The sequence below is a fragment of the Thermoleptolyngbya sp. C42_A2020_037 genome, assembly GCF_015272455.1.
In the GTDB taxonomy this organism is placed as follows: Bacteria; Cyanobacteriota; Cyanobacteriia; order Elainellales; family Elainellaceae; genus Thermoleptolyngbya.
Window position 1 is genome coordinate 48,073 of record NZ_JACYLP010000011.1, and the last position, 15,120, is coordinate 63,192.

Genomic DNA, 15,120 nt, shown 5'->3' on the forward strand with positions numbered 1-15,120 from the left:
TTATCGACTAAAATTCATCGACTAGATATGAACACCAGTCACTCCAGCTTCCAGCATAAAGCTTGCTCTGGTTGCCCCGCCCCGCCATCTCCAGCGACAGCAGGTTGACACAAGCCGTCACGCCAGAGCCGCAGTAGACAATAATCTCCTTGACCTCGTCAATCTCGTTGGTATCAGTATTGGTATCGGCATTGGTCTTGGTCTTGGATAAATTCTGCCAGCGCTGACGCTGCGCCTCAACGGAGAGTACCCTACCCCGATCGTCTGTCACGCCCTGCCAGGGATAGTTGACTGCGCCAGGGATATGCCCGGCAATCGGGTCGATGGGTTCGCGCTCTCCTCGATAGCGATCGCCCTCCCGCGAATCCACCAGCACCACGCCTGCTTGATCTTTGCGCTGTCTCACCGTTTCAATGTCTACCACCATCTCTGGGCGTAGCGCGGGCACAAACTGCCCTGCCTGCCGTGGAGGACTGGGCGCAGTCGCCGCTGTCACGGGATATCCCGCTGCCTGCCAGTGCGCGAAGCCGCCATCTAGCACCGCCACCCGATCATGCCCCAGATACCGCAGCAGCCACCAAAACCGAGACGCAAAGCCTAGCCGCGAGTCATCATAGGCAATCACCCAGGTTTCGCCGCGAGTAATGCCCGCTGCCGCCAGGGTTTGTGCCAGAGCGTCTGGGTGGGGCAGGGGATGGCGGCCGCCGTGGCGCTGCACGGGCCCCGACAGGTCAGCATTCAGGTCAAAATACACCGCACCCGGAATGTGGCTCTGATGATATTGCTGCCGCCCCAGGTCTGGCTCCATCAGCGAAAACCGACAGTCGGCGATCGCCACTCCCGGATCATCTAGATGAGCCAACAGCCAGTCTGCGGTCACGATAGCGGTAGGGATAGGAACGGGATCGGGGGAAATCTCGTGTGAAATATTTCGTGAAATCTCGTCAGTCATTCAAGTCATTCAAATGTATATTTTCTGTTTGAGGTAAATCTGGTTGGGCACACCCTGGGTGTGGGTATATTGGGCTATCGGCAGGGCATAGATAGAACGAAACGGGCATAGAGCACCGGCAACTGGGGCGATCGCCACCCAGAGATTCGCCGCAAATCCGTTACCTCTGGTCACCTCGACAGATACTTGGAAGAAATCTCTAAAATACAAGTGGTTAATCTCCCGCCCGTCTCTGGTCATGCTGGGGCATTAAAAACGCTTCCAGCCAAAAAAGCGAATTGAAGATTCATAGCTTAGATGTCATTCAAGACTGCGATACATTGATTTGCTATTCTTGCTGTTCTCGTCGCTTTCATTTGAGTTTTCAATCAGTTTTTTAATTAATTTTACAGAGAGGAGCCGCCCCTCGGCTGTTTCCTGGTGTTGCAGTATGAAGCTCGAAAACCCTTTAATCCTCTGATTTTCGGAAAATTCAGCGTTGCACAGACTACAATTCAGGCTCGGTCTAGCCCTCCGGTCTAGAACTATAAATTCTGTTACCTCCCTGGCAGTATTGTTAAGCCTTAAGTGCAGAAAATCTCCGTAAAAAACCTGATCTCTGGTGTTCAGTCATTCAACATACTGAAGTAATCATGAGCTATTCGAGCGTCTTGCCCAAGATCGACACATAGAAACTCTGCGCTCCAAAATCTTCTTAGCCCCTCCAGTGAGCGAAAGCGAGATCTTCCTGTGAACTACTCTGATTCTGAAAAGCCTAAAATTCTTGTCGTAGACGACCACCCGTCCAGCCGCATGACAGCGGTTGCGCTTTTATCAGTGGAAGGCTACGACGTGCTAGAGGCAGACAGCGGCGCTGCCGCGCTGAACTGTGTAGCGCAGGCCAATCCAGACCTGATTCTGCTAGATGTGATGATGCCAGGAATGGACGGCTACGAGGTTTGCCGCCAGCTCAAGCAGGATGAACACACCCGCCTGATTCCAGTTGTCTTTGTCACTGCGCTGAACGATCGCCGCGCCCGACTGCGAGGCATTGAGGCCGGCGGCGATGATTTTTTGTCGAAGCCGTTTGATCAGCTAGAACTCTCGGCCCGCGTGAATTCTTTGGTGCGCCAAAAGCGGCTGAACGAGGATCTGGATCATGCAGGGCAGGTGCTATTTTCGATCGCCCGCACGATTGAGAGTCGAGATCCCAATACGGGTGACCACTGCGAGCGGCTAGTGCAACTGGGCAAGGCGTTTGGCGAGTTTCTAGGCCTCTCGCGGACGGAAGTGCGCGACCTGATGTGGGGCGGATATCTGCACGACATTGGCAAGGTCGGGATTCCGGATGCAGTGCTGCTAAAGGTGGGTCAGCTTTCTCCCGAAGAATGGATTATCATGCGCCAGCATGTTCTGATTGGTGAGCGCATCTGCCAACCGCTACGAACCATGCAGGGAGTGGTCCCCATTATCCGCCATCATCATGAACGATGGGATGGGTCGGGATATCCAGATGGGCTGAAGGGCAATGAGATTCCCTACCTGGCTCAGATTTTCCAGCTAATCGATATCTACGACGCGCTGACTAGCGAGCGTCCCTATAAATCAGCCTTTTCACCCGAAGAGGCGCTGAAGATCATGATGGAAGAAACGGCCAAAGGGTGGCGCAATCCTGACCTGATGGACAAGTTTGCATCCTTTATTGGCGCAAGGGCGATCGCCGCTTAGCCCAGCAAGCTGCCTCAGATCTAGCAAGCTACCTCAACTAACGAGTTGTTCGCAAGGGCGATCGCCGCTTAGCCCAGCAAACCATAGGATTCTGACGGTTCCCCAGTCGTGGCGGTGCGTGTGCAAAATGCGCGTGCAAAACTTGATAACTGCTCATGTCATAATCAAGCGGGATCAAGCGGGCCTGAGCGCTGCGGTGTGACTGAACTTCGTCGCATCAGCGCTCAAGACGCTGCCGCTAGACAAGGCATGATAAGGCACGCATGAAAAGACTGGTTTCGATTCTCGTCAGCGGCGTGATTCTGCTGCTGATTTACTGGAAGATTGACTTTGCTGGGCTGATCCGCGTGTTTCGCGAGTGCGATCGCCCGTGGATGGTCATTAGCCTGGGCATGGTGATTCCGCTGACGATGCTGACGGCGGGACGACTGCAAATGCTGATGCCTGGGGTAGGGGCTAGGATACACGGGCTAAAGCCTGACTCGATCCCCGATCCCTGGGATTTGGAACCTGATCCCGCCCGCCTCAGCTTTTGGGAGGCAAACCAACTGATTCTGGCAGCGAGTTCGCTGAACATGGTGCTGCCGTCGAAGATGGGGGATATTGCCAAGGCCTATTTCATGCGCGATCGCGGGCATTTAACAGGGTCCCTGGCGCTGTCGCTGGTGGTGTTTGAGAAGGCCTGCGATATGCTGTCGCTGCTGCTGTGGTGCGTATTTGGGCTGCTGCTCTATCCCCAAAAGGACTGGCTGTTTTGGGTGATGACGGTGAGCGTGCTGAGTGGGCTGGTGCTGGGGCTGCTGCTGCTGGGCTGGCCGCGCTTTGCCCAGTTTTTCTTTCGACAGGCAGAGCGGATTGCGCCGAAAAAGATGGGTAAGAAGCTGGTGACGCTGAGCCATTCGTGGCAGGAGATGCACGATTATTTTTGGGGCGATCGCCCCCAGCTTGCAAAAATCTCGGCGATGTCAATTTTCATCTGGTTCTTGCACCTGCTGCAAATCTGGTTTTTCATTCTGGCGCTGAGGGCGTGGGTGCCGTTTGTCACGAACTTGGCGCTGTCGCCGCTGGCGATTTTGGCGGGGCTGCTGCCGCTGACGTTTGCGGGCGTGGGCACGCGGGATGCAGCGCTGATTTTGTTCTATGCGCCCTATTTCAACGCGGCAACGGCGGCGGCGCTGGGGGTGCTGTGTACATCGCGCTACTTCATTCCGGCGATCGCCGGCCTACCCTTCCTCGGACAATACCTCAGCGTTGCGCGGGAGATTCGCCGGGGCTGAAGCGGGCTTTTGCTGGAGGGTTTGTGCCTTGGCGGGTCGCTGAACGCGCCAGAGCCGATCGGCTTCGGCATCCGGAGCATGGGGATCGCGGTAGACCACCTTGAGGCGATAGCCCTGGCGTTCCAGAACAGTTCGCAATTTTTCGGAGGGATTGAGTAAAAAGACGGGTTTATAGCCCCGTGCCACCTGAAAGCGATCGCGATCGCCCACCAGTTGCAGCCGCACATGGGAATCGAGCCGACGGTTAAAGGCCAGGATGGCGCTGGGGTGGCGATCGGCAATGACCAGTGGCTTGGCTTCGCGGTTGATCATTTCCGCCACGGGCAGATAGTAGGCACTGCGGGAAACGCTTTTGTTCCACCACAGATCGGAGTTGGCGCTGTCGAGGTTGCTGCTGAGGGCGATCGCCACCATTGCACCCAGCACGCCACGCCAGAGCCAGGGTTGCCAGCGATTTGACGGCGCGAGTGCCCTGGTCAAGAGATACACCAGCGCCAGTTGCAGCCCAACGTAAGACGGAATCAGATAGCGAATGCGAATCGTGCGTCCGCCGCCCAGCAGCACATCCGGCAGGGCCAATCCCAAAAAGGGAACCGCCACCAATAGCAGCACCAGCAGCCAGCAGCGCGGCACCGTCTGGCGACACAGCACTACCAGCGCCCATACTACTAGCAGCACCAGCAGTAGGTTTGCAGCAGCTAGGTCAATGCCGACCAAGGAGCGGCTGAGGCCCAAAAACCAGCGGTTAATCAAATGGTCGAGGGACGTAACTTCCTTAAGAGAAGCCGTTGTGACGCGAATGCGGTCGGCTCGCACCACCAGCAGCACTATCCACGGCGATAGCGACAGCAGCGCCCCACCTGCCGATAGCGCATAGGCACGAGCAGTGTCCGTCAGCCGCCGCTTTTGCAGAATTTGCTCAACGCCAAGGATGTAGAGCGCATGGGCGATCGCCACCAGAGCAAACAAAAGCTGTGTATACAACCCCAGCGCCACGCTCAGCCCATAAATCGACCAGCTTTGCCAGCTTCGCACCCGCATCGCCCGCAGCAGCGCCGCACTCGACAGTACAATGCACAGCGTCCACAGGCTATAGGGCCGCGCCTCCTGAGCGTACAAAATATGCAGCGGTGTGATGGCAAATAGCCCCAAGCTAACCCACGCAGCCACCCGCGACTGAAACAACTCCAGCGCCAGCCAGAACACACACGGAAACGCCAGCACGCCAAACACCGCCGACAATCCCCGCACCGCCCCCGACCCGCTGCCAAACCACTCCATCCAGCCGCGCACGCCCAAAAAGTACAGCGGCGTGTGTTCTGCATTGCCCATCAGCGCCGCCAGCGTATGCCCCCAGCCGTTTTCTGGCTCCAGGCTTTGATAGCGCATCACCGTTTCGGGCGAAATTACTGCACCCGTAAACTGCTCCTCCACAAACTCCACTTTGGTATGCCCCGAAGACCGCAGCGAGGTCAGCGCTTCGTCTGTCCAGTACACCTTCTGGCTAAGGTTGACGAAGCGGAAGAAAACGCCCGCGACGAGTAGCACAATGACGGCATAGCGGAGCCAGGTCGAAACCTTTGGGGACAGGAGTTGACCGACAGAACCTGGTGTTTCGGTAGTGTGCATAGAGACCTGATGGAGTGGCGATCAGCAGACGATCCTACGGCAGCAGCGGAACCTAATTGCCTGGCTGGGCAACCGGGTTGGGCGCTGCGTAGAGCGTGTAGTCTTCGTTTTGGTACAGGATAGGGAGGTAAAGTTTAGGTGACCCTTTGGAGAGAAAATAGGCGGCGCTGTAGGTCTGCATGAGGGCGATCGCCTGCTCGGTGGTCAGGTTGCGATAGCCTTGCGTCATCCGTCGCTGAATGTCCAGACTGTTGTTGCGATCGCGCTGAATCCCCACCCACGGATCGACACTGCCGCTCAAGCGAGTTAGACGATCAATCCATTCGGGAATCCCGACTGAAGCGGGCGGCACGAGCTTAAATTTAGCAATCGTTGCCCGCTCTGCCAGCCAGTGAAAGTTGTCCAACTCCACAGGCGGTGTCACGAAGATGGCATCGCGGGGCGTGTTTTGCTGAATCCATTCACACAATTCCTTGCCGTCCCGGTCGATGCGCTGGGCACGGCTAGGGAAGTCTTGCAGGGCGATCGCCTGCTGCACAAACACAACAGACTGTGCTGCACAGACTGCCGCCACAATCCACAAACTCACGCGCCGCAGTCGTTTCGCTGCTTGCCCGGTTGAACCGCTGAGCGATCGCCTGCCCATCGCCTGCTCCAGCGCACAGCACCCCAGCAGGCAGGCATTCAGCGGCAGCATAATGTCGCCAAAGCGAAATGGGTAGTATTGCAAAAATTCGCCTTCGGTGTCGAAGGGCGCGGCCAGCAGTCCAGCCGCAAAGGGAATCAGGCTGCACAGCAGAAACGCAGTCAGGCCCATCCGCGCCCGGTGATGGGGGGTGTGCAACTGTCGCCGCTGCTGGGCGATGCGGTGCAGCAAAATGGCGCTGCCGAGGGCGATCGCCAACAGCGTTACTGGCTTCAGCCACCAGCCCCCGTCCCACGACAGCGGGTTCAGGTGATGCGGCGTGCGGATAAAAACGTAGACAAAGGATTCCGAAAAGCGGCCCTCCGGCGTTTGCATGGTCAACTGTTGCAACACCGGGCGAATCGAAAACACTGCGCCCACCGCATACAGCGCCAGCATTTTGAGGACATTGCCCAGATTGCGGAGCAGGTCACGCCGCCACAACACTAGCCAGGCGATCGCCGCCAGGAAGGCCCATCCGCCCACCAGCGTATGAAACGAAGTCGCCACGCCCAGCAGCAGCCCCGCCAGCACAATGCGCCCCGCCAGCAGCAGCCCAAGGGCAAACAAAATGCAGGTGTAGGCTGGAATTTTCGGCTCGATGCCGCCAAATAGCCACTCGCGAGAAACCGTGCCCTGCGCCCCCGATGCGCCGCTCAGGCCGGTGTTGACGTAGAGGAACAGAATCATCGACAACAGCAGCAGCGGCAGGCTCAGCCCAATGCGACGGCTGAGGAAGACCAGCCCCGCCGACAGACCCGTATAGCCCAACAGTCTGCCAATGATCGAGGTGGGCAGGAACCCCCACGCATCCGCCATGCGTCCAAAGATCGCAATAAACGGAACGCGATAGCCAGGGGGCTGATTCAGATACCAGTCCTGGGGAAGCCAGTTTGGATTGACTTGCTGGCGGGCAAAGGGGAGGATGTTTGTTTCATTCACCTGGCCCATGTTGCCAACCAAGAGACACCGCAGGCTGACTAGGCCCACTAGCAGCAGCACAGGCAGCCAAAGCGGTGCGACTGCTGCGAGGGTGGCTCGAATCTGCTTCCCAAACTCTCTTTGAAAATCCTTGCCGAGGGTACTCATGGCTACCGTCAAAACCTAAGGTACTATTACACTACTCTGGGTCGCGTCCGCAAAGTTTTGTAACCTTGCTCTGCCATGTCACCTTCCCGTCCCCGGTTTTACCCACCTGCTCTAACGACGGCAATTGATAAAATGCCGCGATTCGCGAAGCAATCCCTGCGGGAACCGCACGTTTGGTTTTGGCTGGGGCTGAGCCTGCTGGTGTCGCTGCTCTACTACCTACCGGCACTATTTCAGGCGTTTGGCAATGCCTATGTGGTGCAGGACGATGCGCGGCAGCACGTTACCTGGATGCTGCGCTTTGTCGATCCGGATCTGTTCCCCAACGATATTCACGCCGACTATTTTCAGGCGGTTGCGCCCAAGGGTTACACCACGCTCTACTGGGTCTTTGCTCAGCTAGGCGTGGACTCGCTGCTGCTGCACAAGCTGCTGCCGCCCGTGCTGGCGTTGGCGACGACGGCGCTGTGTTTCATCACCGTGCTGGAAATTTTGCCCATGCCCTTTGCCGGGTTCCTATCGGCGCTGCTGCTCAACCAGGGCTTTTGGATGCGGGATGATATTGTGTCGGCGACTCCTGTCGCCTTCGTCTACCCGTTTTTCTTTGCGTTTCTCTATTTCTTATTGCGGCAAAAATTGCTGCCCCTGCTGGGAATCATTGCGCTACAGGGATTGTTTTACCCACAGGTCTTGTTTGTCTATTGCGGCATTTTGCTGGTGCGGCTGCTGCGGTTTGACGGCTGGCGACCGGGGCTGACCTATGATCGTCAGCACTATCGCAGGGCGATCGCCGGACTGATCGTTGCCTTCTTTGTCCTATTGCCCTACGTGCTGAGAAACCACGGCTTTGGCCCAACCGTTTCCGCCGCCGAGTCGCTGCAAATGCCCACCTTCTGGGAGCCGAACTGGTCAGAGTTTTACATTTCCGACCAGATTGAGTACTACGTCCGCTACTGGCTCTGCGGCAAGCGGGCGGGAATGCTCCCTGGCGACTGGTGTTCGGTCGATTATGGCCCGCTGAACTGGCTCTATCCCGACAACGGCGACCCCACCCAGCCGCCCATTCATCTTAGCCGGGTGCGGTTTGGGCTACCACAGGTGATTTTTGCGGTGCTGCTGCCCCTGCTGCTGCGGCTGCCCCGACGGTTTCCGCTGGCCCGTCGGGTAAATGGCAATGCCCATGTGTTTGGACAGGCGATCGCCGCTTCAGTGGCGCTCTACGTCCTGGCCTACCTGGTTCGCTTCAAGCTGCACCTGCCCAATCGGTATACCGAGCATACCTTTCGCGTGGTGGCGATTCTGGCGGCGGGAATTGGGCTGGCGCTGATTTTCGACGCACTGCTGCGGTGGATGCAATCGGCGCGGGTGCGGCTGGCTCCGCTGGGGTTGGCGAGCCTGCTGACGGTGCTGCTGCTGGGCTATCCGCTGTTTTTGCGAATTAACGAAAATGCTTACCCCATCACGGATTACGTGATCGGCACGGCGCAACCGGAACTGTACGAGTTTTTGGCGGCGCAGCCCAAGGACATCCGCATCGCCTCCATTGCGCCAGAGATGAACAATTTGCCCAGCTTCACGCGGCGATCGCTCGTCGTGGGCGGCAAGGGCTACGCCATTCCCTATCACCTGGGCTATTACAACGAAGTCGTGGGGCGATCGCTCGATTTGATCCAGGCGCAATACACCCCCAGCCTGGACACACTCAAGCAGTTCATTCAGCAGCAGCAGGTCGATTTCTGGCTACTCCAGCGCAATGCCTTTCGTCCGGGCTATTTCCGGCTGAATCCATCGCTGGTGGAATACGCCGACCGCATTGGCGATCTACCCACCCAGATTGAGAACGGCGCGGTTCCGGCGCTCTCGCGGATTCCTCGGCGCTGCATTGGATACGAAGACTCAACCTATCGCGTGATCGACACCAACTGTGTGCTAGCACTGAACCGCCTGCGGAGGAACCCGGTGTGACGCACCTGCCCAATGCTCACCCGCTTCTGGCAAACACGCGCCGCAGTCGATGGTTCTGGCTAGGGGCAAGCTTGCTGGTGGCGATCGCCTACAGCAGCCTGGTGCTGCAACGGGCCTTTCGCGCCGAATACGTGGTGCAGGACGACGCACGGCAGCATTTGTTCTGGATGCAGCGTTTTTTTGACCCAGAGTTATTTGCCAATGACCTGATTGCCGACTATTTTCAGTCCGTTGCGCCCTGGGGGTTCACCACTTTCTATCGGCTATTTGCCGCACTGGGCATGGACCCGCTGCTGCTCAGCAAGCTGCTGCCGCCCGTACTGGCGCTGGCAGCAACGGGCTTTGGCTTTGGCGTGGCGATGCAGTTTCTCCCGGTGCCCATCGGCGGCTTCTTTGTAGCAATACTGCTGAACCTGGTGTTTTGGTCCCACGATGACCTGGCTTCGGCCACGCCCCGCGCCTTTATGATCCCGCTGTTCCTGGCGTTTCTGTACACGCTGCTGCGGCGACACTGGGGCTGCTGGCTGGCGATCGCCCTCATGGGTCTGTTCTACCCGCAATACGCACTGGTGTGCGGCGGCGTGCTGGCGTTCTCACTGGTGCAGTGGCAAAAGGGACGGCTAGGGCTGACCCACCACCGCGCCGATTGGGTGTTTTTGGGCATCGGACTGGGGATTGCAGTGTCGGTGCTGCTGCCCTACCTGTTGGCAGACAACCCCTATGGCCCGGCACTGACGGCGGCCGATGTGCTGGACGACCCAGAGTTTTTGGGCGACGGGCGCGGCCGCTTCTTTCTAGATGATGTCACGATGTTCTGGCTATCGGGACACCGCAGCGGTCTGTTTCCCACCTTCAAGCCACCGCTGATGGGGCTGGGCGTGTTTTTGCCGCTGCTGCTGTGGAAGCTGCCCACGCCACTGGTGCGCCAGGTGAAGCATCTGGGGCTGCTGCTGCGGATTGTAGCGGCGGCGCTAGTGCTGTTTTTTGCCGCCCACGCGCTGCTGTTTCGGCTGCATTTGCCCAGTCGCTATACGGGCTACACGCTGCGGTTTGTGCTGTGCTTTGCGGCGGCGATCGCCCTGACGCTGTTACTGGATACAGGGCTACGCTGGCTGCCTAGGGCGCAAGTCCGGTGGCTGCCTGCGATGGTTTTGCTGGGAGGAATCGGGGCGATCGCCGCCAGCGTTTGGTTCTATCCGCGCTACATCACGCCATTCCCCGCCGACGAGTTTCGAGTAGGGCAGGCACCAGCAGTGTACGAGTTCTTCGCCCAACAGCCGAAAGACATCGTAATTGCGTCGCTAGAAGACGAGGCCGACTTCATTCCTGTTTTTTCCGGTCGCTCGATTTTGTTCGGGCGAGAATACGCCATTCCTTACCACAAAGCCTACGGACAACAAATGCGCCAGCGGGCCACCGACCTGATTCGCGCCCAATACACCCGCGATCCGGCGCTGCTGCGAGCCACGATCGACCGATACAGCATCGACTTCTGGCTAATCTCCCGCACCACGTTTCGTCCCGGCACGCTGCAAGCGCTCAAGTTTCGCCAATACCCAGAAGCACTAGCCGAAGCCCAGACCAACTTGCAAACCGCAAAACCTATTCTTGCAAGACGCGCCAACCGCTGTCAGGTCTTACAGGCTGAGGCGTGGACGGTGCTGGATGCTGTTTGTCTGCGCGGCAGATAGGCCCATCAGGATGAGGAACAATGGATGCCTGAGTGGAATCTACTCGGCTAAAGCATTCGCCCCCTCTATACAGAACTTGCCAATTTGGGTTACAGTTCAACTTGAAAACTTGATGAAAGATTTAAAAAATACAGATTATTACGGAATTCCGCTCTAAAACTTGACACACAGGCATTGGCTAGAAAACTCAGTATTTAGTGGCGCATATTTTTGCATAACTCCCCTTAAAAGCACAGATATATAGAGATGTGGAGTTCATCGACAACCGTCAGGACTCTAGCGGCAAAAGTTCATCAAAGCTTTAAGCTTGGCGTGACTTCAGTCACACCGAAGACCTAGAAGCCTCTGATAGCATTTAATGCAATCGGGTAAATACATGCAGAGTTTATGCAAAGGTTCACGTGAGGTATTGACATAAGGATTGCCTGGGGGTCACACCGCTCTTGACGTGTTTCTTTGCACAGTTCTCAATTTGCACTTCGGATTCATCTTTGAGGTCTGGCTGTGGTATCGCTGCTTGGGCTTTGGGGTTTATCTACGGTCACAGTTTGCTTCAGCGGTTTCAGAGGCTGAGTTTGAGGGTGGGTTTGACAAGGGAGCATTAGGTTGTGGTAACCACGCAAGTTGATCACTATTATCGGCAAATTAGTCTGGAAGAGCAGACGATCTACGACCACCTACTGCACTGGATTGAGCATGAAACGCCAGAGCAGATGGTCGATCGCTTTCATGCGCTGTTTATTGATGGCTCTCGCTATAGTGATCCCGATATCGTGGCGGCGCTTGATAAGGTCACAGCCTCTCGCCTTGCGTCCGAAGAATTTCGCTATGTCTTAAACCGCTGTTGCCACATCTTGATTAACCGCTGGCAGGCGCGATCGCAGTCTCAGTTGGCCATCCCCAAGCTGATTGAACTATTTGAAAACAACGCTGCCCAAGCCCAGAACCAGATCAGCATTCATCGGTCGCGATCGCTCCGTCGTCTGCGGGAACTGACTCGCCAATTCACCGAAACTGAGCAATATCTGACGCTGCGCCGCTTGGCTCAAGTTTTGAGCGAGGCAGCCGAGGCACATCACGGTAGCGGGCAGCGTCCGCTGGGCACTCTAATTCCGCGCTATCCCTACCTCTACGAGCATTGCCTGATTAGCGAAGACTGCACCCGCGAGCAGCAGAATACGGTGCGTCAGGTTCGGGCTGAGCGGCAGCACAAGTTTGAGGTTGACCTGTCGCAGTATCTGACCTACCAGGTGCGCCAGGGTCGGGCGACTGAAGGTGCTGTTGCGGGGGCGATCGCCACGCCTTCGACTCCTCGACTGATTCACCCAGTCTCTAATCCCACCCTCTTAGAAGATCACGATTTGAATCGCGTGGTGCGCCACTATACTGGCAAGATTGAGGGTAGCCGCAGCTATAAAGATCTGGCTCAAAATTTTCTGGCCCAGACCAACTACACGCACTGCTTCGCCGATTTTAAGAACGATCTGTACGAATACATCACGTCATCCGTCGATCCGGAGTATGGGCGCAGACAGTTCAACAATCAGCTCTATGGTTATCTACAGGACATCATGCCTGATAGTGACGACCAGCGACTCAATGACTTTTTGCTCGTCCGCACCTGTAGCCATCTGCTGAACTTCTTGGTCGTGGATAACGCCCAGCATCCTAGACACTTTGTGTTTGTGGATTTGCTGACAAATCTTGGCCCGATGCTGACAACGGGGCTATTGCTTAAGATTGTGCTGCTGTGCCGCAAGGTCAAGCCTGCGCTAGAGCGGCGCTTCTCAATTTTGTTCAGCCATTACGAATCCTGTTCTCGTGATGCGGTGAGCTGGCTAATTGAAGCGCTAGAGAACTTAAACGTAGCGCTCAGCGTTAATTTCGGCTCTGTCGATTTGTCCTTCTTGACCTAGTTTCTTGACCTCAAGCTACAACTTTGCTTGGGTTTCCGGCTTTGTTCAGTTCTCCATCAGCGCCTTCCTGTCTTGACCTTTCAAACTGCGCGGTAAGGGTAGCACAGGATGGATAAAACGCGGTATTCTTAGAAAAGTGACTAAACCATTTTCTGCAATCAGTTAAGGAGTGTTTTGCATGACCCAGGTGGTCTTAGGAGAAAACGAAGGGATTGAGTCGGCACTGCGACGGTTCAAGCGTCAGGTTTCCAAGGCGGGGATCTTGGCCGATGTGAAGAGCCACCGTCACTTCGAAACTCCTCTAGAAAAGCGCAAGCGCAAGGCGATTATGGCTCGCCGGAAGCGTCGTTTCCGCTAGGTTTGAGCATTGGCTTCGAGCTTAGGTTAAGCCTTGATACGTCTTTGCAGCATAGGTTTAAGGCTAAGGCTTGGTTGGATAATTCATGTGTACGTGTGATGTCCGCATGAGGAATAAGTTTTAGGCAGTGATTTAAGCAGTGGGGTGAGAAAGCCAGTTTTCTTGCCCTACTGCTATTTTTTCGCTGAGTTAGCGATGGCTGAACCTCGATTGGTTCCGAAAGACAGGAGTGCTAAAACCGAACGCGCTCCTCAGTAAAGAGCTTGAAACCAGCGGCGATCGCCCCAAAAGACACCACAAAATGCCATAGGCTGGTCGGCAACAAGTATGCACCCCCGCTGAAAAAGACCAGCAAAATGCCCACGGCCAGCAGACCCCAGCCTAAACTCCCAGTTTGCCGAGGAAAGAAAATCAGCGACGCTAGACCACCCATTAGGCAAAGCAGCGAACCCGTGGCTGGGAGATTGCGCCAATAAAAGGCCAGGCTAGTTGCAAAAAACACGTTCTTGCCCAAGAAGTAGATTCCGCCTACTAAAAGTGCCAGCCCAATCAGCTTTACGATTAATCTGTCCATTTTCTGCCTGTCTGCCTCAGCGACTTGATATAGAGAGAAACAAATGCAAACCGCAGAAATCCGGATAGCTGCCAGGCAGAAGGGTTTGCTTTATACATAACCCTGAGTCCTCAGCCTGGTTGCTCTGGCCTACTCCAACGTAACTGTGAACCGGACACCAGAAAGATTGCGAATCTCCTGCTGTTGGGCATAGTCGTGGATCAGTTGGCGAAATGCAGCGATATAGGAAAAGGCAGCGATCAGTTGGGGCCAGCTAGGGTTTTTAGGAAAATGAATGCCCAACTTTTTGGCCGCGCTGCGACAGCCGTTGTAAGAACCGTAGCGTTGCAGCAGTTCTGCCTGAGTGAGCTGGGTCGGCACGGCCGCAGGCAAAGCGGGCGCTGGAGTCGTAGGGGCGATTCGCGAAGCGATCCCTGCGGGAATCGCCCGTTCTGGCTTGGGCAAATCAGCAGTGGCGATCGCCTCCAGTTCATCCACCGCAATCTGCGCCACAGAGTAAATCGCGGCGGCGTTGCGGAGTTCGGCCTGCTGGTTTTCCTTAAGCTGATTCAGCAGTTGGTTGATGCGCTTCTTGCCCATGAGAGTTATCGATCAAGGAGCGATTTCTGTACTGAAGCCGTATCGCTATATTTCTGTGGATTCTCCCGCCGATCCTCCGCCTCCTCCTCTGGCGTTAGCTTTCGCTCCGTAGAAGGCAGCGCAGGCTGCGGCGGCGTGGGTTCAATGCCCTGCTCCTCACGCCACCAGTTCACAATACTGCGAACCGCGGTTAAAAAGTTCAAAAACCGCTGCGGCAGCGTCAAAAAGCTCCACTGCATCCGATCTGCCGTTTCTACATCCGCCACTGCATCGAAGGCCGATGACAGCGTTTCCAGGCGACTGCCCATCGCCATCAGTTCTTGCTCCATTCCTTGCAGCAACTCCTGGCTCGAAGCGGCAAGCTGCTGTTTTTCCTGCGCCAGCTTCTGGATAGACACTTGCAGTTTGGCAACATCTGCCCTGAGTTGCAGCGACGTTTGCTTATGCTCCTCGTTGCGGCGAAGCAGTTGCCCCCGGCTGCGGTTAGTAAAAACCAGGCACTCTCGCATTTCTAGGTAGGTGCGCTCTAGCTCCGCCCGCTGAAGTTGGGAAACGTCTCTGGGGAAATCGGTCGCCGGGCGAAAGCGGTCGGGCGTGCGGCTGGCGGCCCGCTCAGACGAAATTTGGGACGAAACTTGGTTAGAAGAGTCAGAAGAAGCCATAGTTCAGAGGTTCACCATCTGTCCTGATCTTGGTTC

The 15,120-nt window shown here is 56.3% G+C and carries 13 protein-coding genes; 6 read left to right on the top strand and 7 right to left on the bottom strand.

Annotated features, from left to right (window positions below; all coding sequences use genetic code 11):
* Nucleotides 1-7: 7 nt before the first annotated feature.
* Complete coding sequence (locus tag IGS16_RS02870; protein ID WP_367185717.1) at nt 8-895, bottom strand: sulfurtransferase; 888 nt, start codon at nt 893-895, stop codon at nt 8-10.
* 66 nt (nt 896-961) lie between these two features.
* Nucleotides 962-1,126, bottom strand: coding sequence for a hypothetical protein (locus IGS16_RS02875; protein WP_297083201.1), 165 nt, complete (start codon nt 1,124-1,126; stop codon nt 962-964).
* 555 nt (nt 1,127-1,681) lie between these two features.
* Here IGS16_RS02875 and IGS16_RS02880 point away from each other — a divergent pair.
* Together IGS16_RS02880 and IGS16_RS02885 are read left to right on the top strand one after the other, a co-directional pair.
* Nucleotides 1,682-2,659, top strand: coding sequence for a two-component system response regulator (locus IGS16_RS02880; protein WP_297083203.1), 978 nt, complete (start codon nt 1,682-1,684; stop codon nt 2,657-2,659).
* 263 nt (nt 2,660-2,922) lie between these two features.
* Nucleotides 2,923-3,936 carry a lysylphosphatidylglycerol synthase transmembrane domain-containing protein gene (locus IGS16_RS02885; RefSeq protein ID WP_297083205.1) on the top strand — a complete coding sequence of 338 codons (1,014 nt, stop codon included), beginning with the start codon at nt 2,923-2,925 and terminating at the stop codon, nt 3,934-3,936.
* On the opposite strand, the gene IGS16_RS02890 is transcribed toward IGS16_RS02885, so the two are convergent.
* On the bottom strand, nt 3,883-5,565 hold the full coding sequence (locus tag IGS16_RS02890; protein ID WP_297083207.1) for a glycosyltransferase family 39 protein: 1,683 nt from the start codon (nt 5,563-5,565) through the stop codon (nt 3,883-3,885). The two genes, IGS16_RS02885 and IGS16_RS02890, sit on opposite strands and share 54 nt — an antisense overlap.
* A gap of 52 nt (nt 5,566-5,617) precedes the next feature.
* Nucleotides 5,618-7,339, bottom strand: coding sequence for a DUF6798 domain-containing protein (locus IGS16_RS02895; protein ID WP_297083209.1), 1,722 nt, complete (start codon nt 7,337-7,339; stop codon nt 5,618-5,620).
* A 132-nt stretch (nt 7,340-7,471) separates the two neighbouring features.
* Between IGS16_RS02895 and IGS16_RS02900 the strand changes: the two genes are divergently transcribed.
* The 4 genes from IGS16_RS02900 (at nt 7,472) to rpsU (ending at nt 13,269) form a co-directional block, all read left to right on the top strand.
* Nucleotides 7,472-9,304, top strand: coding sequence for a hypothetical protein (locus tag IGS16_RS02900; protein ID WP_297083211.1), 1,833 nt, complete (start codon nt 7,472-7,474; stop codon nt 9,302-9,304).
* Nucleotides 9,301-10,995, top strand: a complete 1,695-nt coding sequence (locus IGS16_RS02905; RefSeq protein ID WP_297083213.1) for a hypothetical protein — start codon at nt 9,301-9,303, stop codon at nt 10,993-10,995. The genes IGS16_RS02900 and IGS16_RS02905 overlap by 4 nt, the downstream gene beginning before the upstream one ends.
* Nucleotides 10,996-11,603: 608 nt before the next feature.
* Nucleotides 11,604-12,911 (top strand): hypothetical protein, encoded by a 1,308-nt coding sequence (locus tag IGS16_RS02910; protein WP_297083215.1) that lies wholly within the window; start codon nt 11,604-11,606, stop codon nt 12,909-12,911.
* Between the two features lie 178 nt (nt 12,912-13,089).
* Nucleotides 13,090-13,269 carry a 30S ribosomal protein S21 gene (gene rpsU, locus IGS16_RS02915; RefSeq protein ID WP_058881784.1) on the top strand — a complete coding sequence of 60 codons (180 nt, stop codon included), beginning with the start codon at nt 13,090-13,092 and terminating at the stop codon, nt 13,267-13,269.
* 232 nt (nt 13,270-13,501) lie between these two features.
* Here rpsU and IGS16_RS02920 read toward each other — a convergent pair whose 3' ends face one another.
* From IGS16_RS02920 to IGS16_RS02930, 3 genes are all read right to left on the bottom strand, one after another.
* Nucleotides 13,502-13,843 (bottom strand): hypothetical protein, encoded by a 342-nt coding sequence (locus tag IGS16_RS02920; protein WP_297083217.1) that lies wholly within the window; start codon nt 13,841-13,843, stop codon nt 13,502-13,504.
* A gap of 129 nt (nt 13,844-13,972) precedes the next feature.
* Nucleotides 13,973-14,422 (bottom strand): hypothetical protein, encoded by a 450-nt coding sequence (locus IGS16_RS02925; RefSeq protein WP_297083219.1) that lies wholly within the window; start codon nt 14,420-14,422, stop codon nt 13,973-13,975.
* A gap of 5 nt (nt 14,423-14,427) precedes the next feature.
* Nucleotides 14,428-15,084, bottom strand: coding sequence for a DUF948 domain-containing protein (locus tag IGS16_RS02930; protein WP_297083220.1), 657 nt, complete (start codon nt 15,082-15,084; stop codon nt 14,428-14,430).
* Between the last annotated feature and the right edge of the window lie 36 nt (nt 15,085-15,120).

Coding starts and splice junctions, on each gene's coding strand:
- IGS16_RS02925 (WP_297083219.1), bottom strand. CDS start 14,422: ATGGGCAAGAAGCGCATCAACCAACTGCTGAATCAGCTTAAGGAAAAC.
- rpsU (WP_058881784.1), top strand. CDS start 13,090: ATGACCCAGGTGGTCTTAGGAGAAAACGAAGGGATTGAGTCGGCACTG.
- IGS16_RS02900 (WP_297083211.1), top strand. CDS start 7,472: ATGCCGCGATTCGCGAAGCAATCCCTGCGGGAACCGCACGTTTGGTTT.
- IGS16_RS02930 (WP_297083220.1), bottom strand. CDS start 15,084: ATGGCTTCTTCTGACTCTTCTAACCAAGTTTCGTCCCAAATTTCGTCT.
- IGS16_RS02885 (WP_297083205.1), top strand. CDS start 2,923: ATGAAAAGACTGGTTTCGATTCTCGTCAGCGGCGTGATTCTGCTGCTG.
- IGS16_RS02890 (WP_297083207.1), bottom strand. CDS start 5,565: ATGCACACTACCGAAACACCAGGTTCTGTCGGTCAACTCCTGTCCCCA.
- IGS16_RS02920 (WP_297083217.1), bottom strand. CDS start 13,843: ATGGACAGATTAATCGTAAAGCTGATTGGGCTGGCACTTTTAGTAGGC.
- IGS16_RS02895 (WP_297083209.1), bottom strand. CDS start 7,339: ATGAGTACCCTCGGCAAGGATTTTCAAAGAGAGTTTGGGAAGCAGATT.